Genomic DNA, 25,039 nt, shown 5'->3' with positions numbered 1-25,039 from the left:
CTACAGAATGGTGCGGACGCGCCAGAGCTCGGGGAACAGCTCGACCTCCAGCATGCGCTTGAGATAACTGACGCCACCAGTGCCGCCGGTGCCGCGCTTGAAGCCGATGACGCGCTCGACCGTGGTGACGTGGTTGAAGCGCCAGCGTCGGAAATAATCCTCGAAGTCGACTAGCTTTTCGGCGAGCTCGTAAAGCATCCAATGCGTCTCCGGCGCCTCGTAGACGACGCGCCAGGCCTGCAGCACGCCTTCGTTGAAACTGTGGGTCTCGCGCACATCGCGCGCCAATACCGCGGCGGGCATCTTCAGCCCGTTGCGGTCGGCGAGCCTAAGCACCTCGTCATAGAGGCTTGGGGTCGCAAGCTCGGCTTCCAGCAGCTTGGTCGTCTCCAGATCGTGCGCGTGCGGCTTGAGCATGGCGTGGTTGCGGTTGCCCAGCAGGAACTCGATCAGCCGGTACTGGCGCGACTGGAAGCCCGACGATTGTCCGAGCTGCGAGCGGAAGCGCGTGTACTCGCTCGGCGTCATCGTGCGCAGCACGTCCCAGGCGTTGTTGAGCTGCTCGAAGATGCGCGACATCCGCGCCAGCATCTTCATGGCCGGCGACACGTCGTCTCTGGCAATGGCGCGGCGCGCGGCACTGAGCTCATGGATGGCAAGGCGCATCCACAGCTCCGTGGTCTGATGCTGGATGATGAACAGCATCTCGTCATGCGCTTCCGACAGCGGATGTTGCGCACCGAGGATCGCGTCCAGCGCGAGATAGTCGCCGTAGGACATGCGACGGGCAAAATCGGTCTCAGCGCCTTCGCTGGTGGGATCATAATCGCTGGACGTCATGGGCAGGCCCTTTCGATCGATCTTCCCCGGCCAATGCTCAGTCGAGGCCGATCAGGCGCGCGGTGATCGGCGAGGCCGGATCCTTCAGTCCGTCGATCACGGTAAAATGGTTCAGCCCGGGATCGACGACGAGACTGGTCGGTACGTCGAAACCGGTCCAGATATTGGCCATCAGATCAGACTGGCGGATGAATTCGGGCCGCTCGCCGCCACCGACCCAGGCGGTCACGGGCGAATGCCCGCGCGGCAGATGCAGCGCCGCGCTTTCGAGCGCCGCCTCCTCCATCGTCATGCGCAGCGTGTCATTCATTTTGGTCTTCAGTAGTGGCCGCAGGTCGTGCAGGCCGCTGATCGAGAGCGTACCGCTGATGCGGTTGAAAACGGCGGGCTCCAGCCGGCTGTCGTCGCACAGCATGCGCGTGATGAGGTGGCCGCCGGCGGAATGGCCGGCAAGCCGGATCGGTCCTGCGACGAGCGACGCCGCTTTCGCGATCGCGGCGGTAATTTCGGCAGTGATGTCGGAGATGCGTGCGGCCGGAGCCAGCGTGTAGCTCGGCAGCGCCACCGCCCAGCCGTGACGGCGCGCGCCTTCGGCGAGATCGGTCCACGCCGACTTGTCGAAGCGCATCCAGTAGCCGCCGTGCACGAAGACGACGAGGCCCTTGCTGTCGGCCTCGGGCAGGACCAGGTCGAGCTTCTGGCGCTCACCGGCGCCATAGGCGATATCAGCGCGAAATTTCTTCAGCCCGGCCCGGTAGGCCTCCGCCCGCTCCGCCCACAGCCCGGGCATCTTGTCCGAGCCGGGGATATGGGCCGAATTGGCGTAAGCATCATCCCAATCGCGCATTGTCACTCCTCGGACTCGGGGCTCTGCGATCAGCCGTCAGTCTGCCACCGGTCAAAGCCGCATCCTAGTGCTTATTTTAAGCTTAAAGGATTTTGGAGGACTGATGATTGTGCAAGCAAGCGCGTCGACCACGGTGCCGTAGGGTGGGCAAAGCGGAGCGTGCCCACGACTTTGGTCATGTTCGAGACAACTCGTGGGCACGGCGCTAACGCGCCTTTGCCCACCCTGCGACAGCTGCGATTAGAGGCGGCGGCTACGCCTTCTCGACTCCGCACCATTCCGCGATGAACAGCGCCATCGCCTTGGTGGTCTTCTTCAGCGAGTCCAGGTCGACGAATTCGTTGAAGCCGTGCATTTCGCCGCCGCTGGCGCCGAAGCAGAGGCTCGGGATGCCCTCGTTGAGGCCGTAGAAGCGGGTGTCGGTGAGCGCGGTGAAGACGAGATCCTCCGGCATGCCGCCATAGACCTTGCCGAACGCCTTGGCGAAGGCAGCTTCCGGCGCAGCGGCGTCGGTGAGCTCATAGCCTTCCGACAGGAAACCCGACCATTCGATCTCGGGCGGATTGTTGGCGAGGAAGCGGTGGTTGCGCGCCGCGGCCGCGACGCAGGCCATGATCTCCTTCTGGTGATCGGCGATCGACCAGCCCGGCAAAACCGCGATCCGGCAATCGACGTCGCACCAGGCCGGCACACTGGAGGCCCAGTCGCCGCCCTTGATGATGCCGGGGTTGAAGTTGATGGGATGATTAAGGGTCTTGAAGTGCCTGTCGGCCTTGGCGCGCTCGTTCCACTCGACCTCGAGCTTCTGAAGCGCCTGGATCAAATGATAGGCCGCCATGATGGCGTTGGCGCCGGAGCCGGCGAAGGCGACATGGGTCGGATGCCCCTTCACGCGCAGGCGAAACCAGATCACGCCGACCTGCGAGCGCACCATCTTGCCGCCGGTCGGCTCCGGAATGAAGCAGGCATCTGCGCGGTAGCCGCGCTGCAGCGTCGAGAGCGCACCGACACCGGTGCTCTCCTCCTCGATCACGGATTGGAAATGGATCCGCGCCGTCGGCTTGAAGCCCGCGGCCTTGATCGCATCCAGCGCATAGAGGGCGCCGATGGTGCCCGACTTCATGTCGCAGGCGCCGCGGCCGAACATCTTGCCGTCCTTGATGACCGGCGAGAACGGCGGGGTGTCCCACAATTCCAGCGGGCCAGCCGGCACCACGTCGCAATGGCCCTGCAGGATCAGCGATTTGCCGCCGTTCGTTTGCGGACGGTAGGTCCCCACCACCGAACGCGCCTTGGAGAAATCATGCTCGATCGGGCCGAAGCCGCGCAGATCCTTGAGATCGTCGACGTCGATATGCCAATCGTCGACCTCGTAGCCGCGCTCGCGCAGGAGATCGCCGATCATGTCCTGGCACGGCCCCTCCGCCCCGCGGGTCGAAGGGATCGCGACGAAATCGCGTGTGGTGGCAAGCTGGGCTTCGAAGCCGGCATCGACGGCGTCGAGGATCCTCTGCTGCGTTTCGGCATTCATCAGGCAACTCCAGGCATTCCAATGGACCCAAGGAGTGCGCAAGCTAACCGATTTCAGCCGTTCGGGTACTCCACAAAATATGCATCCCGCAATGCATCTTCGAGCAGCCGGCCTTCGGAATAGCCGTCCAGTGTCGAAGGGCGTTTCACGCCGTCGAGCAGGCGCAGACACGGCTCCGGCGCGCCGAGCACCGTGCGAACCGGGATGCGCTCGGCATAGATCGGCAACGCGTAGTCCTCATCGTCGTCGGCAACACCCTTGGCGCGTATCTTGGCCGAGGCTTCCTCGATCTCCATCGCGATGAAGGACGTCGCCTTGACCTCCTGGGCGGTGCTGGCGCGAAGGCTCGCGGTGCGGTCCGGGAAGAAGCGGTCGACCATCGCGATCACCGCCCGCTCCTTCTCCGCGGGATCGGTGACGAGATAGGCGGTGCCGAATGCCATCACCGCGCGGTAGTCGGCGGAATGGTTGAAGCCGCAGCGCGCCAGCACGAGGCTGTCGAGATGGGCGACCGTAAGGCACACGCGCTCGCCCTTGGTCTGGTTGCGCAACATCCGGCTGGCGCTCGAACCGTGCCAGTACAGCTTGGTGCCCTCGCGCCAGAAGAAGGTCGGCGTGCAATAGGGCTGGCCGTCGATCACGTAGGAGACGTGGCAGAGCATCGAGGAATCCAGGATGCTGTGGACCGTTGCGTGATCGTAGAAGCCGCGGTCGTGCCGGCGCTTCACCTGGTTGCGCGCCGATGTCGGATAGGAATTCGAGGTCTCGGTCTGGCTCACGGCCGCTCCTGATCGGATTAGGGGAGATCGGGAAGAGTTGTAGCGGCGCATTTGGTCTGCGATAGTTCCAATTCCATGCGAAAAATTCCAACCAATTCCCGGCCGTCACCGGCCAAGTCTTTGCCGACAAAGACCGAGCTGCCGCTCGACCTGACCGGCCCCCACATCACGGCCGGCGTCTCCGCCGCGCACCGGCTCTATCAGGCCTTGTGCGAGATGATCGTTTCCGGCCTCGCCAAGCCTGGCGAGCCGCTGCCGCCATCGCGCACGCTGGCCAGGCAGACGGGCTTCCGGCGCAACGCCATCGTGATCGCCTATGAGCGCCTGATCGCTGACGGCTTTGCCGAGGCCAAAGTCGGCTCCGGCACCTTCGTCGCCGCGCGCATCCCAGCGCGCGCGGCGACGCCGAGCAAGCCGAAGGTCGTGGTCGAAGCGCCGCGACAAGGTGCGTTCGCGCTCGGCTGCACCCATATCGACGCGCGCGCGGTGCAGCGCTTCCGCGCTTTCGTCGGCCGGCGCATGCGCGCCTTCGGATCCGAGCATCTGCATTACGGCGATCCGCGCGGCAGCCGCGAGCTGCGCGCCGCCATCGCCGATCATCTGTTGTCAGCGCGCGGGCTGCGCTGCGATCCCGATCAGATCATGCTAACGTCAGGCACCCTGCATGCGCTGCGCATCGTGCTGAGCGCGATCCTGAAGGCCGGCGACCAGGTCTGGTGCGAAGACCCCGGCTATCCCGCTGTGCGAAAGACCTTCACGCATTGCGGCTATCGCGCCGTGCCCGTTGCCGTCGATGAGCACGGCATGCGTATCGCCAAGGGCCGCGCCGCGGCGCCGTCCGCGCGCGCGGCCTACGTCACGCCGTCGCATCAGTTTCCGCTCGGCGTGCAGATGTCAATGCCGCGGCGGCTCGAGCTTCTGGACTGGGCCAGGCAGGCCGGCGTCTTCGTGCTGGAAGACGATTACGACAGCGAGTTTCGCTACGACGGCGCACCGCTGATGTCGCTCGCCGGCATCGACCGTCTCCAGCGCGTCATCTATCTCGGCACCTTCGCCAAGACGCTGTTTCCGGGCCTGCGCATCGGCTATTGCGCCCTGCCCGAACGCCTCATCGCCGACGTGACGGCTGCGCGCGCGGCGCTCGATCGTTTCCCCGGCACGTTGATGGAAGGCGCGGTGGCCGACATGCTCAACTCGGGCGCATTCGCCGCAAACCTCAAGCGGGTGCGAAAACTCTATCGCGAAGCGCGCGATGTGCTGGCCGAAACGCTGGAAGCCGCTTCCGATGGCGTGCTCTCGGTGCCGGTGCCGTCACAAGGCCTGCATCTGGTCGCCAGGTTCGATCCCTCGGTCGACCTGTCGGTGGCTGCGCAAGCCAAGCAGGCGGCCGGCGCGGAAGGCTGGCTCTTGGCCGACACCTATTCGCGCGCGCATCCTCTGCCCGGCTTCGTGCTGGGATTTTCCGGCCATGCGGTTCCGCAGCTCAAAGCCTCGGCCGAACGGCTTGCGCGGGAATCGCGCGCAGCCCTGCGCGCGGGAACCAGAGCCGCTAGGCGCGCGTGATGAACGTTCACTATGAGAATCGCCGGCCAGTCCCTACATTGCAGCATCGTCGCCGAGACCTTTCGCCATGCTGCTGCGCCGGACGACCTGCCTCTCGTTCCTGATCTCCATCGTGCTTGCTGCGACGGCACATGCCGGCTCTGTTGGGCGCGAGCAGGACATCGTCGATCTCAAGCTGGGTCAGCGCGTGCAGGTCGATGACGGAACCTGTCCTGCCGGGCAGGTCAAGGAAGTGCGTGGAGCGAGGATGACCGACAAGGGCGTCGCGCGCACCAGCACCTGTGTGCCGCGATACGGTCCGAAGATGAAATAGCTACGGCTTCGCCGGATCGAACATGCACTGCAAGGTCGGCTTGGCGATCTTGGTGAAGGTCGGGCCGATCTCGCTTTGCTTGGAAGCCGGCACCCAGTCGGTCTCGATGGTGGGCACGCCGGTTTCGCTGATGCCGCGCAGCAGCGCTTCGCGCAGATCGCGGTCCTCGACGGCCGCCGCGGCGTGATCGTGCAGGCAGCCGCAAACTTCCTCGGGATGGGCCCAGCGCCCGAGCATCCGCGGCGCGCATTGGCGCACGAACTCAGTGCGGGGATCCGGTAATCTGGAGGGCGCCCGCACCTGCGCCTCGGCGGCGCTGATCGTCAGAATGGACACGAAAGCAGCGGCGCAAAATCGAACGAGCATGACGGCCTTTACCGGGCGATTTCTTATTGTCGATCAGAAGCGCGCGGCAACCATGATCGGCTGCGACGTCGCAACGGTCACCGGCGTGCCGCTGTACTGGAAGGTGCCGATACCCGGGAGATTGCCATCCGGCGCGCCTGCGAACGAAGAGCCGGCAACCACGAAAGCGAAAGCGAGGATGAAGCTGATGGCGCGCATGGTGTCGTCTCCGAATTCCGTGGCCGGCGGTGCGCCGTTCGTCGTTGTGAAGTTGATAACCATGGGCGGTTTCGCGCGTGATGCGCCAAAAGCGCAAAATGGTTTCATCTTGCCCGAGAATTGTTTCGTCGGCTCCAAGGCGACGACACAATTCTCGAAAACAGCCAATCATTTCAGACAGGTCGCGCCGGAGCTCAAAGCGGCCTGCCAGGTTCCGCATTCGGTGCATGAGCGCGCGCTACGCCGCCGTCGTCACGGTCCAGCCTTGCGCGCTTCACACGCATTTTACGTTTTTCTGCTGAAGAGGAGGGACGAACGAAGGCTGGGCCGTCGAACCGAGCGCGCATCGGCTGCGACCCAAGCCATCGAAACCGAGACGCCGGGATCACCGGGCGCGTTCAGCTGAGGGATGGCCATCATGATGAGGCAAGATCGCGCAACGCCGCGCGAGGCGGAGCAACGGACCGACGGCGGAAGTCAACGGCCGAGCCGCGTCGCCTCGGCCGGCGCGATGTCGCTCCAGTCCGGCCGCGGCTTCGAGGCGGCGCCGCAAGCCTTCGTGCGGCTGACCGGCTCGCATCTCGCCAAGCGCGTCAGTCCGTGAAGAACTCGCCGCACTTCTGAACGTTTGCGTCTGCCGGTCCCCACGGCATGATCGGCACCGTCGAAGTCGAATTCTTCGGCGAGCCCTCGATGATCCTGTCCGAATAGACCATGTAGACCAGCACGTTCCGCTTGGTGTCGCAACCGCGCACGATTTGCATCTTCTTGAAGAACAGTGAGCGGCGGCGGCGGAACATGTCGTCGCCCTGCTCCATCTTGTTCTTGAACTTGATCGGGCCGACCTGGCGGCAGGCCAGCGAGATGTCCGAGACCTCCTCGGCAAGGCCCAGCCAGCCCTTGAAGCCGCCCTTCTCCGGCACCGTGAAATGACAGGCGACGCCCTCGACCTCGGGATCGTCGAGACCATAGGTCGCGAGCTTGTCGTTCGGGCTCATCCATTTGAACACGGTGGAGCGGCGGAAGATCAGATCGGGCTCGTCGGCAGCTTGGACGGCCGCTGCCGGCACAGCCAGGACCAGGAGCAATAAGACGAGGCCTTTCAAGCGGATGCCGGCAAGACCAGGGAAACGAGATGACATGAAGTTCTCCGCTAACAAGTCCCCGCAATGTAGGAACGCGTCAGCCCGACAGGAAGACGACGCGCAGCCAGAGCTGGCCGCCGTTTACCGCTCTGTGAGGCTTTTTTGTTACGTCTTGAACAAAAGTAGCCGACGGCAGAACCACCCTGCTGGTGAACGCGTATCCCCTTTGCGAGACTAACGTCTGATTTGGATTATGGATTCGAGGATGAACAGCGTGATCGGGTCGGGTTTTTCGGCCAAGCCAGTGCGGCTTTGGCAGCTCGCCATCTTGACGGCGGCGGGTGTGATCGGCGCGACCAGCCAGGCAGACGCAGCATTTTACTATTGGACGGATTATTCCGACGGATCCTATTACCCCCGTCAGAGCCGGCCTCCCGAGCTTCCGCGCCAGAAGCCGCAGAAACGCAGCGCGACCGACAAGAAACAGATTGTCGCCGAGAAGGAAGCCGGCAACAAGCCTCAAGGGCCGCTGGTCATCGTGGTCTCGATCGACCGGCAGAAGGTCACGGTCTACGACACCAATGGCGTGTTCGCGGAATCTCCGGTGTCGACCGGCATGAAGGGCCATTCGACGCCGATGGGTGTGTTCAGCGTCATCCAGAAGCACAAGTTCCACCGTTCCAACCTCTATAGCGGCGCGCCCATGCCGTACATGCAGCGGATCACCTGGTCCGGCGTCGCCATGCATGCCGGCGTATTGCCGGGCTATCCGGCTTCGCATGGCTGCATCCGCATGCCGATGTCGTTCGCGATGAAGATGTGGAATTGGACCAGGATGGGCGCGCGCGTCATCGTGGCGCCCGGCGAGATGACGCCGCAGAACTTTTCCCATTCCCTGCTCGCCTCCGTGCGCGTGCCGCCGCAGCCGACCGTCAGCATCGAGCCGCAGACCAATGTCGGCGACAAGGCCGACAAGGGCACGGCGCCAACCAAGGCCACCGAAGCCAAGCCGACTGAAGCCAAGCCGATCGAAACCAAGACCGCCAGCGCCGACGCCGCGCTCCAGCTGCGCGCCTCCGTGGGCCACACTGTGATGTCGGATGCGACGACGGGCAATGCGCCGGTCCGCGAGGATGCCGCCGCCCCGGTCGACGAGGTCAGAACGGCCGACGCATCCGATGCAGCCAGGCCTCGATCGGACGAAGCCGCCAAGCCTGCGAATGAGGCCAAGCCCGCCGATCAGGCCGAGCCGGCCAAATCTGAAGCGGTTAAGACGAACGCCGCGAAGGCGCCCGATGCACCGGCACCTTCAGCCGCCGTCGCGCCCGACGCCAGGAAGGACGAGAGCCGCGTTGCCGAACCGGCGCCGGCTGCGAAGCCGGAAGCCCCCAAGCGGGCCGGCCAGATCGCCGTCTTCATCAGCCGCAAGGATTCCAAGCTCTACGTGCGGCAGAATTTTGCGCCGCTGTTCGATGTCCCGGTCACGATCGCCACCAGCGACCGTCCGCTCGGCACGCATGTCTTCACCGCCGAGCTCGACAAGACCGATTCCAATTCGCTGCGTTGGTCGGTGGTGTCGCTGCCCATGTCCGCCCGTGCCGCGGCACGCGAGGACGACAACCGCCTCACGCGACGCAAGGTGGGCGCTGCCGTCATCCCCGTCGCCGCCAAGCCCGTCGCCAAGCCCGTGGTGACACCCGACAGCCCGGCCCAGGCCCTCGACCGCATCTCGATCCCCGCCGACACCATGGCGAAGATCAACGAGATGCTGACGTCGGGCGGCTCCATCATCATCTCCGACCAGGGCATCAACCAGGGCGAGACCGGCGAAGGCACCGACTTCATCGTTCGCTTATACTAGCCTGCCTCACGGCGTCCGATAACGCGGTGTTGACGAGGCGGGGCGCTGCCGCGGAGTAACATGCGGCCCGGATCATTTCGGGGGATGCCGTCATGGTGAACCGCAGGACCATGCTCACCGCCGCGCTGGCGGGCGTGCTCGCGCCGGCGACGCGTGCGTTTGCCGATGGCGGCATGAGCCGAATCTCGGCCTATGCCTTTTCTTTCCCCGCCTTGTCCGGCGACGACATCCGCCTCGCCGCTTTCACCGGTAAGCCGGTGCTGGTCGTCAACACCGCCTCGCTCTGTGGCTACACACCACAATATGCCGGCCTGCAGGAGCTCTGGAACGAGTTTCGCGAACGCGGCTTCACCGTGATCGGCGTGCCCTCCAACGATTTCGGCGGTCAGGAGCCGGGCGGCACCAGCGAGATCGCGGCGACCGCGCACCACCAATATGGCGTGACCTTTCCGATCACCGCCAAGGCTGCGGTAGTCGGCGCCAAGGCGCATCCATTCTACAAATGGGCCGCTGAGGCGAGGCCTCGCGAAGTTCCGCGCTGGAACTTCCACAAATACCTGATCGGCCGCGACGGCTATATCGCCGACGTGTTTCCCTCGGCGGTCGAGCCGGCCGACACGCGGATCAAGACGGCCGTTGCCAAGGCGCTGGCCGCCGGTTGACGCAAGCCGTGCCCAATCGGGTTGGGCACAATCATGGCGAGGTGCCAAACAGCCGTTGCAATGGCGATGGCCCACCATCTAGGCTAGGATCGTTTGGGGCAGGATGGTTTTGCCGGTGGCGAAAAGCCGCGGCGGAACAACGGGATCAATCTCGAGGACAACATTATGCGCGTGGCGGCAGGACTGATTTTGGCAAGCGCGATATCTCTGGCCATGACCGGTGCGGCGTGGTCGCAGACCCCGGCAAAGCCCGCAGCCGCAGCGCCAGCCGCACCGGCGGCAACGCCCGCTGCGGCGGCTGCGGCCGCTCCGCCCGCAGCTCCCGCGGCAGGCGCCGCGCCGGCGGGCTTCGTCAATCCGCCGCCGCCCAAGCAGGCACCGCAGCCGGCGCGCGCGGCCTGCACCACGCCGGGCGCGCTCGGTGTCGCCCGCACCGTCGAGATCGACACCACGGGCGGTCCGGGCTTCGGCTTCGAGCACTTCAAGGAGCTCGACTTCCTGCGCGACAAGGAGGTCGTGCTGACCTTCGACGACGGTCCATGGCCGCGCAACACGCCCGCGGTGCTGAAGGCGCTGGCCGATGAATGCACCACCGGCATCTTCTTCATCATCGGCAAGCACGCGACCTACGAGCCGGAGATCCTCAAGCAGGTCTACGCCGCCGGCCACACCGTCGGTGCCCACACCTGGTCGCACGCCAACCTGAACAACAAGAAGCTCACCGAAGCGCAGCGCAAGGACGAGATCGAGAAGGGCTTTGCAGCGGTGAAGTGGGCGCTCGGCGGCATCTCCCCCGCGCCGTTCTTCCGCTTCCCGGCGCTGCAGCATCCGCCGGAGATGGTCACCTATCTCGGCAACCGCAATGTCGCGAGCTTCTCCTGCGACATCGACTCGTTCGACTTCAAGGCCTCCAAGCCGGAGAAGATCGTCGACACCGTGATGAAGAAGCTCGACACCAAGGGCAAGGGCATTGTCCTGATGCACGACTTCCAAAAGCACACTGCGGAGGCCCTGCCCGAGTTGCTCAAGCGACTGAAAGCCGGCGGTTACAAGGTGGTGGCGATGCGCGCCAAGTTCCCGGCCTCGACGCTGCCGGAATACGACCAGGAGCTGATCAAGGACCTCAAGCTGCCAACGGTGAGCCAGCGCCCGGTCAATTCCGTGGTGACGACCGTTTCCGAATAGACGGCAGTTGTCTGTCCGGATCGAAGGTTACGTCATCGTCTCGGCGGACGGCATGCTTGCCGACGCCGGTCACGTCATGCCCGACAGCCTGAAGTTCGAGGGCGACAAGCTGTTCTTCGAGCAGGCGCTCGATCGCGCCGCGCTGATCGTGCATGGCCGCAACTCGCATGAGCAGCAGCCGAACTCGCCGAATCGCAAGCGGCTGGTCCTGACCCGCAAGATCAAGGCGCTCACCGTCGATCCGGAGTTGCCGAACGCGACGCTGTGGAATCCGGCACATGCGAGCTTCGAGGACGCCCGCGCCTTTGCCGACGTCGCCTCCGGCATGGTCGCCGTGATCGGCGGCCCCGTCGTGTTCGACCTATTCATGGACCGCTACGACACCTTCTGGCTGTCGGAGGCCCCGCATGTGCGCCTGCCCGGCGGCGAGGGCTGCTTCGTCGGCGTCCCCCAGCGGACGCCGCACGAGGTGCTGGCTTCGCACGGACTGAAGCCGGGCGCGCCGTATCTGCTCGACGCGGCGCATGAGGTGACCGTGACGCCGTGGCGGCCGGGCTAGCCCGCATCAAAATTGGAAAAACAACCCCATGCACAGTACCGGCATCATGACACCTTTACCTATCCTGCCCATATCATGCTGAAATTGGTCCCGCCGCCGGCCAGCGCAACGCCGGCTAGCAAATCTGCCGAGACCGATAATCGGCCCCGACGGCGGTGATGGCGCTATAGCCAACCTCTGTGGCGCTGCGTCAATACTGGCCGACCATTCCGAAACACCGCATCAATAGACTGAGACAAAAGCGCAAGACCGGACGGCTTCGGCCCGCGGCTGCCGCCGCGCAGGCGGCAGGGCTTCCACGCAAACGAACCCTCTCCCTTCGCCGGATATCAACCTCCAGCCGGGCATGATTGGCGCCCGCGCCGCCCCTGCCGCTCCTTCACTGACGATCAAAACGCGACCATCACCATCATGAGCGACGACACTATTACGACGACGGGATCGACTGACGCCTCCGGGCCGGCTGCTGATGCAACGCCGATTTCAGCCCTGCTTCCGGCATTCGGCTTCCGCGCCGATCAGATGGAGGCCAGTGCCAACGCCGCGGCGTGGCGGGAGGCTGTCGCCACGCTGTTCGACGTCGACGCGCTCGCCGCCGACGAACCGGGCCCGTTCCGTGCCGACATCAGCTCCTACGCGATGGGACCGGTGCTGATCGGATTGAGCCGGGCCAGCGGCCAGCGCTTCCGCCGGACCGCCGAGACGATCGCGCGCAGCGGCGTCGACCACATCATCCTCCAGCTCTACGTCAGGGGCGGCTTTGACGGCATCGCCGGCGATCGTCCGATCCGCGTGCGCGCCGGCGACATCTGCCTGTTCGACCTGGCGCAGACGCTGGAGACCAAGGCGACGGCCTTCGAGAATGTCACACTGGTGGTTCCGCGCCCGATGTTCGGCACGCATCTGCTGCGGGTCGACGATTTGCATGGTCTCGTCCTGCCGGGCAGCAGCGTGATCGCGAGGCTGCTTGCGGGGCATCTCACCGCGCTGTTCGAATTTGCCCCGCGCATGAGCCTCGACGAATGCCAATCGGTGGTCGAGGGCACAGTCTCGCTGCTGGCGGCGTGCCTGCGCAACGAGCTCGAGCGCGGCGATCCCGACGCCGACCATGCCGTCACGGCGGGTCCGTCCCTGATGCGGATTCGCCAATATATCGAAGCCGGCCTTGCCAGCGACGAGCTGTCGGCCGGCTCGATCGCGGCGCATTTCGGACTGTCGCGAGCTTCGCTGTACCGGCTGTTCGCGCCGGTCGGCGGCATCGCCGATTACATCCGCAGCCGGCGGCTGCACCGCGCCTTCTTCGACCTCGCCAGTTCAGATGCGAGAACCCTGAGGATCAGCGAAGTCGCGCGGCGCTGGCAGCTCGGCACCGACGCGCATTTCACACGCTCCTTCAAGGCGGCCTATGGCATCACGCCCCGCGCCGCGCGCGAGGCCGCCCTGCTCGGTGTGCAGCGGAGCACGGACGGAGCCAGCAACGCAACGATTTCGCAGTGGATGCGCGAGATCGCGCCCCCGCGTGCAGGTTGATCGCTACACGTCGCCGTAGGCCGCCTCGGCCGGACGCGTGGTGCGGCCGTAGCCCATCAGCATGAACAATGCGCCGATGATCGAGAGGTTCTTCAGCGCGTCGACCACCATCCTCGCATTGTCGGGCGCCGCCTGGTTCCAGAAGTCATAGAACAGCACGGTCGCAACCGCGACGTAGACGATCATCAGCAGCGCGAAGAACCGGGCGCCGAAATTCAGCGCGATCATCAGGCCGGCGACGATCTCGAGCCCGCCGATCGCGATCGCCAGCAGCTGCGGCGTGGTCATGGCGGTGGCGGTCTCGATCTGGCTGGCATAGGGCGCGACGACCTCGGGCACCACGACCTTGGTGGCGATGAAGTCAGCCGTCGCCTGGATGGCAAAGAGCTTGGTCGCGCCCGTGTAAATGAACAGCACGGCGAACAGAATTCGCCCGAAAGTCACGAACGCTGGCATGATCGGCCTCTTGGCAAGCTCAAAGCGCGGGAATGCTTCCCAGGATTATGAAGAGTCGTGCGCCGGTTTACAAACGGGGAAATGGAGAAGTGCGAGGAATTCAAAACATGTCACACGCGCGGTGTCCCTTCTCCCCTTGTGGGAGAAGGTGGCGCGAAGCGCCGGATGAGGGGTATCTGTCCGCAAGCGCAATTCAGAGAAGGACTCGCGGACAGACACCCCTCACCCGTCTCGCCGCTCCGCGGCGAGCCACCCTCTCCCGCAAGGGGAGAGGGGAAGAGCAGCGCGCTCCGCAGTTACGTAAACAACGTCGGCTGCTGCCTTGCGGCGCGCTCCTGCGCTTCCACCACTGCCACGGCCGTCATGTTGAGGATGCCGCGCGCGGTCACCGACGGCGTGAGGATGTGTGCGGGGCGCGCCGGGCCGACCAGGATCGGGCCGACGGGCAGCGCGTCCGCCAGCGACTTGATCATCTGATAGGCGACGTTGGCGGTATCCAGCGTCGGCATGATCAGGATGTTGGCCTCGCCCTCCAGCTTGGAATGCGGCAGCACCATTCTTCGCGCGGCAACGGAGAGCGCGGTGTCGCCCTGCATCTCGCCGTCGGCCTCGATCTCGGGATGCTTGTCCTTCAACAGCTGGGTCGCCAGCCGCATCTTGCGCGAGGAATCGGTGTCGTAGCTGCCGAAATCCGAATGCGAGACGAAGGCGATCTTCGGCTTGATGTTGAAGCGTTGGACGTGGACCGCCGCGAGCGATGCGATCTCGGCCAGCTCCTCCGCGCTCGGATTGGGGCGAACCTGCGTGTCGGCGATGAAGAAGGCGCCCTTGGTCGTGATCAGTAGCGCCAGCGCCGCGTAGTCGCTGATGCCGGGACAGAAGCCGACGATCTCGCGGACATGGCGCAAATGGCTCATGTAGCGGCCCTCGACGCCGCACAGCATGGCGTCCGCCTCGCCGCGCGTGACCGCGAGCGCGGCGATCACCGTGTTGTTGGTGCGCACCACGGTGCGGGCCGCATCCGGCGTCACGCCGCGGCGGCCGGCGACCTCGACATAGGACTGCACGTAGGAGCGGTAGCGCGGATCGTCCTCGGGATTGACGAGGTCGAAATCCTTGCCGGCGCGGATCGAGAGGCCGAAGCGCTTGATGCGCGCCTCCACCACCGAGGGACGGCCGACCAGGATCGGCCGCGCCAGGTTCTCCTCCAGCACCACCTGCGTGGCGCGAAGCACGCGCTCGTCCTCGCCTTCGGCGTAGATCACGCGCACCGGCTGGGTCTTGGCCTTGGCGAACATCGGCTTCATGACGAGGCCGGAGCGGAACGCGAAGCGCATGAGCTGCGCGGCATATTCGTCGAAATTGGTGATGGGACGCGTCGCGACGCCCGATTCCATCGCCGCCTTCGCGACCGCCGGCGCCACCCGCAGGATCAGCCGCGGATCGAACGGGCTCGGGATCAGCGAGCCCGGACCGAAACCGCCCATCTCGTTGGTCTCGACCCCCAGCGCCACCGCATCGGAGGGCGCCTCGCGTGCGAGCTGCGCGATGGCCTCGACCGCGGCGTGCTTCATCTCCTCGTTGATCGCGGTGGCGCCGACGTCGAGCGCGCCGCGGAAGATGAAGGGAAAGCAGAGAACGTTGTTGACCTGGTTCGGATAATCCGAGCGACCGGTGCAGATCATGGCGTCGGGCCGCGCCTTCCGCGCCTCCTCCGGCATGATCTCCGGGGTGGGATTGGCGAGCGCCATGATCAACGGCTTGTCCGCCATCGCCTTGGCCATCTCGGCCTTGAGCACGCCCGGTGCCGAGAGCCCGATGAAGATGTCGGCGCCGCCGATGACGTCGCCGAGCGTGCGCTTGTCGGTCTTCTGCGCATAGACCGCCTTCCAGCGGTCCATCGTGGTGTTGCGGCCCTCGTGCACGAGCCCGTCGATGTCACAGACCCAGATATTCTTGCGCTGCGCGCCCATCGACACCAGGAGATTGAGCGTCGCGATGGCCGCGGCCCCTGCCCCGGACGCCACGATCTTGACGTCGGACAGCTTCTTGCCGTTCAGCCTGAGGCCATTGGTGATGGCAGCGGCGACGATGATGGCGGTGCCGTGCTGGTCGTCATGGAAGACCGGGATCTTCATGCGCTCCTTCAAGCGCGTCTCGATCTCGAAGCACTCGGGTCCCCGGATGTCCTCCAGATTGATGCCGCCGAAGGTCGGCTCGAGCGCCGCCACGGTCTCGACCACGCGGTCGATGGTGTCGGCGGCAATCTCGATGTCGAACACGTCGATGCCGGCGAACTTCTTGAACAGGACCGCCTTGCCTTCCATCACGGGCTTGGAAGCCAGCGGCCCGATATTGCCGAGGCCGAGCACGGCGGTACCGTTCGAGACCACGGCAACCAGATTGGCGCGGGTGGTCAGGCTGGCAGCCTCGGCCGGATTCTTGGCGATCTCGGTGCAGGCCGCGGCGACGCCCGGCGAATAGGCCAGCGCGAGGTCGCGCTGGTTGGCAAGCGGCTTGGTCGCCTGGATCTCGAGCTTGCCGGGGCGCGGCAGACGATGGTAGGCGATCGCCGCCTGGTGGAGATCATCAGAATAGGACGACATGCGTTGTCTCGCCTCGCGTTACCGGCCTCGAAATGTATGATCCGGGGCCGCCATCCAAGCGGACCGGATCTCCGGGTCATGGACACGGGATGAAGCACGCCGGGTGCCCCGGTGGCAACATCCGATTGCCCGCCCATCAACAAGGCACGCGCTCAAATAGCTGAAAAACAAAGCTTTCCCTGGACCGCGCGCTGTTTCCGCAATATGGCAGGTTGCGCGGCGCAAAAGAGCAACTGGAGCCACGGTATGAAGCGAATCCTGATCGGCCTGATCGTGGCAGCCGCGCTCGGCGCGGGCGGGTGGTTCGGCTTCAATTTCTATGTCCAGCACCGGGCGACCAGCGAGGTCGAGGCGGTGTTCGCGCAGATCCGCTCAGGCGGAGGCAAGGCGAGCCATGGCAAGATCACATTCGCGCTTGCGACCCGGACGCTGACGATCGAGGACATCGCCGTCGAGCCTGCCCAACCGCAGCTCGCCACCTTCAAGATCGCCAAGATCACGGCCGTCGGTGTGCGCCAGCCGGATGAGGCCCGTTTCTCGGCCGACAGCATCGAGGCGTCAGGGGTCGAGGTCGGCTTCACATCCACCGAGCGGATGACCGTGAAGGCGAACTACAAGATCCCGCAGATCAGCGCGCGAGATTTTTCCGGCTCGACCCGCGCAGACGGCTCGCCGCTGTCCGGCTCGATCATCGACATGTACCGCTTCATCCTCGCGCAATACGCGACCATCTCGGCGTCGGAGATCGCGGTGCCGACCCTCACGGTCAACGTCGATGCGGGCAGGAATGCCGGCAGCGGTGATTATGTCTATTCAGGCCTATCGGTCCAGAACGTCAACCGGGGCAAGATCGAAACGGCGAAGATGGACCGCGTCACCTATGCGATCGACTTGGCCCAACCGGGCAAGCCCGCGAAGATGACCGGCGAATTGTCCGGTCTGACGATCTACGATTTCGACGCAACCGCTGTGAGAGCCGCGCTCGATCAGCAAGGATCGAACGACGACAATTTTCACAGGATCTATCGGCGCATCTCGGTCAACTCCTATGTCGTGACGGCGGCGCCCGGCATGCGCATGCAGGTGGACGGCTTCACGTTCGACGACATTGCCATCCGGCCCTCGAAATTCCGGCCGGCCGAAATCATCGCGCTGGTGCCGGCTGACGGCGCGATCCCGACGCCGGCGCAGTCGCGCGACATGATCGCGAGAGTGGCGGACTTCTTCGAAGGCTTTCAGATCGGCAAGGTCGAAATCGGCAAGCAGACGGTCGAGATGCCGCAAGGAACGTGGCGGCTCAGCGCCGTCAAGTACGATCCAGACAAGGTCGCGCTGGAAGGCCTCGACATGCCGCTGCCGCAGGGGCAGCTCAAGATCGAGCGCTTCGCGCTGAAGTCCTTCAGCGCGGCGAATCTGATGCGCTGGGCGGCGAGCCTCCAGACGTCCGGGCTGCCGCCCTCGCCGGATCAAATGCTCGGCCTGTTCCGCGTGCTCGAAGGTGCCGAGGTCAAGGGAGTGGTGTCGCCTTACAAGAATACGCGGCAGCACTTCACCATCGACACGATCAGCCTGAATTGGGGTCAGCTGGTCGGGCCGATCCCGAGCCGGGCCAATCTGGTCGTCAAGATGGTCACGCCGACCGATCCGGCCAATCCGGCGCTGCAGCCGCTGATCATGGCGGGCGTGGACAAGCTCGCGATCGACCTCGATCTCGGCGCGGCCTGGACGGAATCGTCGGGCGCATTTGCGCTTGCGCCCGCCACCATCGATCTCGGCAACCTGGCCAAGGCACAGGCCCGCCTCGCGCTCGCCAACGTGCCGCGCGGCCTGTTCACCACCGACCCGGTGCAGGCGATGGGTCAGGCGGCGCAGGTCGAGACCGGTGCGTTCGAGCTCTCGCTGCGCGACCGCGGCGTGGTCGATCTGGTCGTGGCGCAGTTCGCGCGCACGCAGAATGTCAGCCGCGACACCGCGCGCAGCGCCATCGTCGAGATGATCCGCGCGCAGGGCGAGAAGATCGCGGGATCCAGCGTCGACGCCCGGGGCGTGGTGGATGCGCTCGCCGGCTTCGTCGAGACGTCAGGACAGACGCTGAGCCTCAAGCTCGCGCCCCGCGCCAAGGTGCCGCTGATGCAATTGATGCAGCTGATCCAGACCGCCCCGGATAGCGCACTGGCACAGTTCAGGATCGAGGCGTCGACGGGGTTGTAGGAGAGAAGCGCAGCTCTCTGCTCGTCATTGCGAGGAGCTCTTGCGACGAAGCAATCCAGGCTGTCCCTGCGGGAAGATTCTGGATTGCTTCGCTACGCTCGCAATGACGCTGTGGGGGCGGCACGCTGCCACTTACTTCTGCGGCAGGTTCACCCGCACATGCAGCTCACGGAGCTGCTTTGTCGTCGCTTCCGACGGGGCGCCCATCAGGAGGTCCATGGCCTGCTGGTTCATCGGGAACAGCGAGATCTCGCGCAGATTCGTGGTGCCGCAGAGCAGCATCACGATGCGGTCGACGCCTGCGGCCATGCCGCCATGCGGCGGGGCGCCATACTGGAAGGCGCGGTACATGCCGCCGAAGCGGTCGACCACCTCCTGCTCGCCGTAGCCTGCGATCTCGAACGCCTTCACCATCGCTTCCGGCACGTGGTTGCGGATGCCGCCCGAGGCGATCTCGTAGCCGTTGCAGGTGATGTCGTACTGGAACGCCTTGATGGTGAGCGGATCCTGGCCCTTCAGCGCCTCGAGGCCGCCCTGCGGCATCGAGAACGGGTTGTGCGAGAAGTCGACCTTCTTGTCGTCCTCGTTGTACTCGTACATCGGGAAGTCGACGATCCAGGCGAGCTCGAACCGCTCCTTGTCGGTGAGGTTCAATTCCTCGCCGACCTTGTTGCGGGCAAGGCCAGAGAACTTCCAGAACTTGTCGGGATCGCCGGCGACGAAGAAGGCGGCATCGCCTTCCTTGGTGCCGATCTGCGCGCGGATCGCGGCCGTGCGCTCGGGCCCGATATTGTTCGCGAGCGGGCCTGCGCCTTCGCCGCCCTCGCGCCACATGATGTAGCCGAGGCCAGGCTGGCCCTCGCCTTGCGCCCACGAGTTCATGCGGTCGCAGAACGCGCGGCTGCCGCCGCCCGGCGCCGGGATCGCCCAGACCTGGTTCTTGGGATCCTCGAGCATGCGCGCGAACACCTTGAAGCCGCTTCCGCGGAAGTGCTCGGAGACGTCCTGCATCTCGATGGGGTTGCGCAGGTCCGGCTTGTCGCTGCCGTATTTGCGCAAGGCTTCGGCGAACGGAATCCGGCGCCAGCCCTTGGTCACCGGCTTGCCCTGCGCGAACTCCTCGAACACGCCGGTGATGACGGGCTCCATCGCCGCGAACACGTCGTCCTGCGTGACGAAGCTCATCTCGACGTCGAGCTGGTAGAACTCGCCGGGCAGACGGTCGGCGCGCGGGTCCTCGTCGCGGAAGCACGGCGCGATCTGGAAATAGCGGTCGAAGCCCGACATCATCAGCAACTGCTTGTACTGCTGCGGCGCCTGCGGCAGCGCATAGAACTTGCCGGGATGGATGCGCGACGGGACCAGGAAGTCGCGCGCGCCTTCCGGCGAGGACGCGGTCAGGATCGGGGTGTTGAACTCGAAGAAGCCCTGCTCCTCCATGCGCCGGCGCATCGACTTGATGATCGCGACGCGCGTCATGATGTTCTGGTGCAGTTTTTCGCGACGCAGGTCCAGGAAGCGATACTTGAGGCGGATATCCTCAGGGTATTCCTGGTCGCCAAACACCGGCAGCGGCAGGTCGCCGGCCGGGCCCAGCACCTCGATCTCGCTGATATAGACCTCGACTTTGCCTGTCGGCAGGTCGTCATTGTCGGTGCCGTCGGGGCGGCGGCGGGCCTTGCCGTCCATCCGCACCACGAATTCCGAGCGCAGCTTCTCGGCCAGCGAGAAGGCCGGCGAGTCCGGATCGACCACGCACTGGGTCAGGCCGTAATGGTCGCGCAGGTCGATGAACAGCACGCCGCCATGGTCGCGGACGCGATGGACCCAGCCCGAGAGGCGGACCGTCTCGCCGATGTTGCTCTCGCGGAGCGCGCCGCATGTATGTGACCGGTAGCGATGCATGGTCGTCCCAAAATCGATGTCTGAGGAATCGAATCGGACCACCGGAAACGGCCGGTCCGAGATTGCGGCAGGGTTTACCCGACGCGACCCGAGGCGGCAACCAAGGGAACGCGCTGTTTTGGACCCGGAGGGCCCCTTTTTGGCTTATCAGAGACCGATCCTTTGCCATCAGGCGTTCCAGCCCTATCTTGAGACCATGACGGTGCATTTCCCCTTCCAGAACTCCTATTCGGCGCTGCCGGACAGCTTCTTTGCCCGCGTCGCGCCGACCCCGGTCGCCGCCCCCCGGCTGATCAAGCTGAACCGGCCGCTGGCGCTCCAGCTCGGGCTCGATCCGGACCTGCTGGAGACCCCCGAGGGCGCGGCGATCCTGGCCGGCAAGACGGTTCCCGAAGGCGCCGATCCCATCGCCATGGCCTATGCCGGGCACCAGTTCGGGCACTTCGTGCCCCAGCTCGGCGACGGCCGCGCCATCCTGCTCGGCGAGGTCATCGACCGGGACGGCATCCGCCGCGATATCCAGCTCAAGGGAAGCGGCCCCACCCCGTTCTCCCGCCGCGGCGACGGCCGCGCCGCGCTCGGCCCGGTGCTGCGGGAATACATCGTCAGCGAAGCGATGTTCGCTTTGGGCATTCCGACCACGCGCTCGCTCGCCGCCGTCGTCACCGGCGAGCACGTCATCCGCGAGACCGCGCTGCCCGGCGCGGTGCTGACCCGCGTCGCCTCCAGCCACATTCGCGTCGGCACCTTCCAGTTCTTCGCCGCGCGCGGCAACACCGCGGCGATCCGCGCCCTCGCCGATCACGTCATTGCGCGACATTACCCTGAGCTGCGCGAGGTGGAGCGGCCCTATCACGCGCTGCTCGCGGCGGTCGTCGCGCGCCAAGCCGACCTCGTCGCGCGCTGGCTGCTGGTCGGCTTCATCCACGGCGTGATGAACACCGACAACAGCTCCATCTCCGGCGAGACCATCGATTACGGTCCCTGCGCTTTCATGGATGCCTACAACCCCGCGCAGGTGTTTTCCTCGATCGACGAGATGGGCCGCTACGCCTATGCCAACCAGCCGCGCATCGCGTTGTGGAATTTGACGCGGCTCGCCGAATGCCTGCTGCCGTTGTTCTCGGGCGAGCAGGACAAGGCGATCGCGGAGGCCCAGGACATTCTCGGCGCCTTCTCCGACCAGTTCAGCGCCGCCTACCAGGCCAGCCTGCGCCGGAAGGTCGGCCTGTTCACCGAGCGAGACGGCGACGAGGCGCTGATCCAGGACCTGCTCGACGCCATGGCCAAGAACCAGGCCGACTTCACCCTCACCTTCCGCAAGCTCGGCGATGCCGCGGCCGATGACGGCACCGACGTGCGCGCCCAGTTCATGGAGCCCGCCGCCTTCGACGAATGGGCCGGACGCTGGCGCGCCCGCATCGCGCTGGAGCCGCAGAGCGCCGCGGAGCGGAAAGCGGCGATGCACGCCGTCAATCCCATCTTCATCCCGCGCAATCACCGCGTCGAAGCCGTGATCCAGGCCGCCGTGAACGACGACGATTACGCGCCGTTCGAGGAGCTGGTGAGGGTTCTGGCGAGGCCGTTCGAAGACCAGCCGGAGCATGCCGCCTACGCCGATCCTCCGCTGCCGGACCAGCGGGTGTTGCAGACGTTCTGCGGGACGTGAGGCGGGTTCGACCGCGCACCACCATCTCTAATTGATCCAGGGCATGATTGCGCCTTGCGCGGTCCCCAACCCTGTCGCGCAGGCGTTGTGGACACGTCCCGTCCGCCGGAACCGCTGTCATCAAACTGAAACACACGCGCTCTAACCGCCTGTGGGGGTCGTCTTGCCGGAGGCGCCCGTCCTCCAACCATCCCGACAGCGCGCCATGCCCTTCAAGTTCATCCACATCACCGACACGCATCTCGCCAATCCCGGCTCGACGCTCTACGGCCTCGATCCGCGCGCGCGGCTGGATGCGGCGATTGCCGACATCAACGCGCATCAGTCCGATGCTGCGTTCGCGGTCGTGACCGGCGATCTCACCCATTGGGGCGAGGCTGACTCCTACGCCAATTTCGCCGGGGCGATGGCGACGCTGAAGATCCCGTACATCGCCATGGTCGGCAATCACGACAAGCGCGTCACGTGCCTCGACGCGCTGAAAGCTGCGCCGCGCGATGCCAACGGCTTCGTGCAGGGCACGAAGACCACCGAGCACGGCCTGTTCGTCTTCCTCGACACCTTGGACGAAACCAGCCATGCCGGCGAGATGTGCGCCAAGCGCCTCGGCTGGCTGGCGAGCACGCTGGCGGCCGCGCCGGCGGAGCAAGAGTTCGTCGTCTTCATGCACCATCCGCCCTTCCCGGTTGGCGTCCACGCGATGGACGACATCGGGCTGAAGCAGAGCGCGGAGTTCGCCGAGGTGATCGCGCCCTACCGCGCGCGCATCCGGCATCTGTTCTTCGGCCATGTGCACCGGCCGATCTTCGGCAGTTTTGGCAAGATCCCGTTCTCGACACTGCGCGGCACCAACCACCAGGTCTGGTTCGAGCTCGACCAGAGCGCGCCGCACCTCGCCAGCCACGAGCCGCCGGCCTATGGCGTCGTGCTGATCGACGACGACAACATCGTCGTGCACAGCCACGACTTCCTCGACGAAAGTCTGCGCTTCCCGTTCGAGCCACCCGCGGGAATGGACGGCCGCGACTACGCGCTCAACTTCGCGGCGCGGTGAGATGAGCCTCGCCGAACCCGCGGCTCTCCCGGTCGCGACCTCGGCGGCGCCGCGCCTGGACGTGCTGAAGCGCTTCACCGCGCGCGTCAAAGCCTCGCTGCCGGCCTATCTGCTGCTGCTGCCCTCGCTGGTCTTCCTCGCGCTGTTCACCTATGGCGCTTTGGGACGCGTGTTCGTCGATGCGCTGCATCAGCGCACGACGCCGAAGGCGCCGGTTCGTTTCGTCGGTCTCGACAATATCGGCGCGGTGCTGGCCGACCCCGCCTTCACCGGCGCCGTCGTCAACAATCTCGTCTACGCCGTCGGCACGGCGGTCCCGAGCATCGGGCTGGCACTGCTGTTCGCGCTGGCGCTGTCGCGCACCCACGCCGTCAGCAGCGCGCTGCGCGCCGCGCTGTTCCTGCCGGTGCTGATCCCGATGGTCGCGGCCTCCGCGCTGTTCATGTTCATCTTCCTGCCCAATGTCGGCCTGCTCGACTATTACATCGGCCGCATGCTTCCGGTGCTGCCGAACTGGCTCGGCGATCCCGACATCGCGCTCACCGCGATCATGATCATCACGATCTGGAAGAACGCCGGCTATTACATGCTGTTCTTTCTCGCCGGCCTCCAGGCGGTGCACGAGGACGTGATGGAGGCAGCCCATCTCGACGGCGCGGGTCCCTATCAGCGCCTGCGCCACATCATCTTGCCGGAGCTCAAGCCGACCTTCCTGTTCGTCACCGTCATCGCGATCCTCAACGCGGTGACGCAGGTCGACCACGTCTTCGTCATGACCCAGGGCGGGCCGTCGAACTCCACCAATCTCGTGCTGTTCTACATCTACCAGCAGGCGGTCGAGCATTACGATATCGGCAAGGCCTCGGCCGCGACGCTATTGACGCTCGCCGCGCTGATGGGCCTGACCGCGCTCTCCTTCCGCACCATGGCCAGCCGCGAGGGCGGGCCGTGAAGCCGTTCGACTGGCTCACCAAGGACGCCCCGCTCGCCACGCGCAATGAGATCACGCCTAAGCTCGGCTTCCTGCTGACCGTGCTGCTCGCGATCGTCTGGCTCATCCCCTTCCTGTGGATGGTCGTGGCGACGCTGCGCCCGGCCTCCGACGGCATCAACGCGATGGCCGAGCTGATGCCGAGCCTGAAGCCGACGCTCGACAACGTCAGGGACGCCTGGGAGATCGGCGATTTCCCGCGCTACACGCTCAACACGACGATCATCTGCGCCGGCATCCTGCTGGTGCAGTTCGTCACCATCACACTCGCGGGCTTTGCCTTCGCGCGCCTGAAATTCGTCGGCAAGACACTGATTTTCTATCTGTTCCTGATGCAGCTGATGCTGGTGCCGGTGCTGCTGATCGTGCCGAATTTGTCGCTGGTGGCCCAGCTCGGTCTCTACGACACGCTCACCGGCGTGATGATGCCGTTCTTCGCCTCCGCCTTCGGCACCTTCCTGATGCGGCAGGCCTTCGAGGCGATCCCGACCGAGCTGGAAGACGCCGCCCTGATCGATGGTGCCAGCCTGTTCCAGCGCATCCGCCACATCTACGTGCCGCTGTCGATGCCGAGCTTCTCGGCCTTCGCCATCATCTCGGTGACCAGCCATTGGAACGACTTCCTGTGGCCGCTGATGGTGATCAACTCGCCGGACAAGCGGCCGCTCACGGTCGGCCTGTCGGTCTTCACCAAGACCGCCGAAGGCACGCAGGCCTGGGGCACCATCGCCGCCGGCACGCTGATGGTGATCGGCCCGCTGCTCATCACGTTCCTCATTTTCCAGAAGCGCTTCATCAGCTCTTTCGTCACCTCAGGCATCAAATAGG

Annotated in this window: 23 protein-coding genes; 14 read left to right on the top strand and 9 right to left on the bottom strand. The window is 65.3% G+C overall.

The genetic code is table 11. The features are described from left to right. The 4 genes from kynA to DCM80_RS26340 form a co-directional block, all read right to left on the bottom strand. On the bottom strand, window positions 1-840 hold the full coding sequence (gene kynA / locus DCM80_RS26355; RefSeq protein ID WP_257194385.1) for a tryptophan 2,3-dioxygenase: 840 nt from the start codon (window positions 838-840) through the stop codon (window positions 1-3). A gap of 37 nt (window positions 841-877) precedes the next feature. Next, a complete protein-coding gene (locus DCM80_RS26350) occupies window positions 878-1,687 on the bottom strand; it encodes an alpha/beta hydrolase (protein ID WP_257194384.1) in 810 nt (269 codons plus the stop codon). 253 nt (window positions 1,688-1,940) lie between these two features. Beyond that, on the bottom strand, window positions 1,941-3,218 hold the full coding sequence (locus tag DCM80_RS26345; protein WP_257194383.1) for an ArgE/DapE family deacylase: 1,278 nt from the start codon (window positions 3,216-3,218) through the stop codon (window positions 1,941-1,943). A 53-nt stretch (window positions 3,219-3,271) separates the two neighbouring features. Beyond that, window positions 3,272-3,997: a pyridoxamine 5'-phosphate oxidase family protein gene (locus tag DCM80_RS26340; RefSeq protein WP_257194382.1), complete on the bottom strand. Its 726-nt coding sequence runs from the start codon at window positions 3,995-3,997 to the stop codon at window positions 3,272-3,274. Window positions 3,998-4,072: 75 nt separating this feature from the next. On the opposite strand from DCM80_RS26340, the gene DCM80_RS26335 reads away from it, so the two are divergent. Together DCM80_RS26335 and DCM80_RS26330 are read left to right on the top strand one after the other, a co-directional pair. Then, on the top strand, window positions 4,073-5,560 hold the full coding sequence (locus DCM80_RS26335) for a PLP-dependent aminotransferase family protein (RefSeq protein WP_257194381.1): 1,488 nt from the start codon (window positions 4,073-4,075) through the stop codon (window positions 5,558-5,560). 67 nt (window positions 5,561-5,627) lie between these two features. Next, entirely contained in the window at window positions 5,628-5,873 is a 246-nt protein-coding gene (locus tag DCM80_RS26330) for a DUF6719 family protein (RefSeq protein WP_257180314.1), read from the top strand. On the opposite strand, the gene DCM80_RS26325 is transcribed toward DCM80_RS26330, so the two are convergent. Further along, the gene (locus DCM80_RS26325) at window positions 5,874-6,239 is read right to left on the bottom strand and encodes a hypothetical protein (RefSeq protein ID WP_257180315.1); all 366 of its coding nucleotides are present in this window, start codon (window positions 6,237-6,239) and stop codon (window positions 5,874-5,876) included. On the opposite strand from DCM80_RS26325, the gene DCM80_RS26320 reads away from it, so the two are divergent. Next, window positions 6,202-6,843, top strand: a complete 642-nt coding sequence (locus DCM80_RS26320; protein WP_257198122.1) for a hypothetical protein — start codon at window positions 6,202-6,204, stop codon at window positions 6,841-6,843. The two genes, DCM80_RS26325 and DCM80_RS26320, sit on opposite strands and share 38 nt — an antisense overlap. Window positions 6,844-6,855: 12 nt before the next feature. After that, on the top strand, window positions 6,856-7,041 hold the full coding sequence (locus DCM80_RS26315) for a hypothetical protein (RefSeq protein ID WP_257194380.1): 186 nt from the start codon (window positions 6,856-6,858) through the stop codon (window positions 7,039-7,041). Here the strand turns inward: DCM80_RS26315 and DCM80_RS26310 are convergent. Beyond that, on the bottom strand, window positions 7,031-7,579 hold the full coding sequence (locus DCM80_RS26310) for a CreA family protein (RefSeq protein ID WP_257194379.1): 549 nt from the start codon (window positions 7,577-7,579) through the stop codon (window positions 7,031-7,033). The two genes, DCM80_RS26315 and DCM80_RS26310, sit on opposite strands and share 11 nt — an antisense overlap. Window positions 7,580-7,787: 208 nt before the next feature. On the opposite strand from DCM80_RS26310, the gene DCM80_RS26305 reads away from it, so the two are divergent. From DCM80_RS26305 to DCM80_RS26285, 5 genes are all read left to right on the top strand, one after another. Then, on the top strand, window positions 7,788-9,383 hold the full coding sequence (locus DCM80_RS26305; protein ID WP_257194378.1) for a L,D-transpeptidase: 1,596 nt from the start codon (window positions 7,788-7,790) through the stop codon (window positions 9,381-9,383). A 92-nt stretch (window positions 9,384-9,475) separates the two neighbouring features. Further along, window positions 9,476-10,045, top strand: coding sequence for a glutathione peroxidase (locus DCM80_RS26300; protein WP_257194377.1), 570 nt, complete (start codon window positions 9,476-9,478; stop codon window positions 10,043-10,045). Window positions 10,046-10,210: 165 nt separating this feature from the next. Beyond that, on the top strand, window positions 10,211-11,230 hold the full coding sequence (locus DCM80_RS26295) for a polysaccharide deacetylase family protein (RefSeq protein ID WP_257194376.1): 1,020 nt from the start codon (window positions 10,211-10,213) through the stop codon (window positions 11,228-11,230). A gap of 7 nt (window positions 11,231-11,237) precedes the next feature. Then, the gene (locus tag DCM80_RS26290; RefSeq protein WP_257194375.1) at window positions 11,238-11,789 is read left to right on the top strand and encodes a dihydrofolate reductase; all 552 of its coding nucleotides are present in this window, start codon (window positions 11,238-11,240) and stop codon (window positions 11,787-11,789) included. Between the two features lie 411 nt (window positions 11,790-12,200). Beyond that, window positions 12,201-13,319 carry a helix-turn-helix domain-containing protein gene (locus DCM80_RS26285; protein ID WP_257194374.1) on the top strand — a complete coding sequence of 373 codons (1,119 nt, stop codon included), beginning with the start codon at window positions 12,201-12,203 and terminating at the stop codon, window positions 13,317-13,319. 3 nt (window positions 13,320-13,322) lie between these two features. Here the strand turns inward: DCM80_RS26285 and DCM80_RS26280 are convergent, their stop codons facing one another. Both DCM80_RS26280 and DCM80_RS26275 read right to left on the bottom strand, forming a co-directional pair. Then, a complete protein-coding gene (locus DCM80_RS26280; RefSeq protein WP_257194373.1) occupies window positions 13,323-13,775 on the bottom strand; it encodes a DoxX family protein in 453 nt (150 codons plus the stop codon). 296 nt (window positions 13,776-14,071) lie between these two features. Continuing rightward, window positions 14,072-16,381, bottom strand: a complete 2,310-nt coding sequence (locus DCM80_RS26275; protein WP_257194372.1) for an NADP-dependent malic enzyme — start codon at window positions 16,379-16,381, stop codon at window positions 14,072-14,074. Window positions 16,382-16,627: 246 nt separating this feature from the next. Here DCM80_RS26275 and DCM80_RS26270 point away from each other — a divergent pair, with 246 nt between their 5' ends. Next, complete coding sequence (locus DCM80_RS26270; RefSeq protein ID WP_257194371.1) at window positions 16,628-18,592, top strand: hypothetical protein; 1,965 nt, start codon at window positions 16,628-16,630, stop codon at window positions 18,590-18,592. 132 nt (window positions 18,593-18,724) lie between these two features. Here the strand turns inward: DCM80_RS26270 and aspS are convergent, their stop codons facing one another. Next, on the bottom strand, window positions 18,725-20,497 hold the full coding sequence (gene aspS, locus DCM80_RS26265; protein WP_257194370.1) for an aspartate--tRNA ligase: 1,773 nt from the start codon (window positions 20,495-20,497) through the stop codon (window positions 18,725-18,727). Window positions 20,498-20,693: 196 nt separating this feature from the next. Between aspS and DCM80_RS26260 the strand changes: the two genes are divergently transcribed. The 4 genes from DCM80_RS26260 to DCM80_RS26245 all read left to right on the top strand — a co-directional run bounded on the left by DCM80_RS26260 (window position 20,694) and on the right by DCM80_RS26245 (window position 25,038). Then, entirely contained in the window at window positions 20,694-22,166 is a 1,473-nt protein-coding gene (locus tag DCM80_RS26260) for a YdiU family protein (RefSeq protein WP_257198061.1), read from the top strand. Window positions 22,167-22,371: 205 nt separating this feature from the next. Beyond that, on the top strand, window positions 22,372-23,220 hold the full coding sequence (locus DCM80_RS26255) for a phosphodiesterase (RefSeq protein ID WP_257194369.1): 849 nt from the start codon (window positions 22,372-22,374) through the stop codon (window positions 23,218-23,220). 1 nt (window position 23,221) lies between these two features. Further along, on the top strand, window positions 23,222-24,172 hold the full coding sequence (locus tag DCM80_RS26250) for a carbohydrate ABC transporter permease (RefSeq protein ID WP_257194368.1): 951 nt from the start codon (window positions 23,222-23,224) through the stop codon (window positions 24,170-24,172). Further along, window positions 24,169-25,038 (top strand): carbohydrate ABC transporter permease, encoded by an 870-nt coding sequence (locus tag DCM80_RS26245; RefSeq protein WP_257194367.1) that lies wholly within the window; start codon window positions 24,169-24,171, stop codon window positions 25,036-25,038. The genes DCM80_RS26250 and DCM80_RS26245 overlap by 4 nt, the downstream gene beginning before the upstream one ends. Window position 25,039: the final 1 nt, after the last annotated feature.

It is taken from the genome of Bradyrhizobium sp. WBOS08 (genome assembly GCF_024585125.1).
Classification (GTDB): domain Bacteria; phylum Pseudomonadota; class Alphaproteobacteria; order Rhizobiales; family Xanthobacteraceae; genus Bradyrhizobium; species Bradyrhizobium japonicum_B.
Note: the sequence above shows the minus strand (reverse complement) of the source record. Positions and strands in the feature narration are given on the sequence as shown.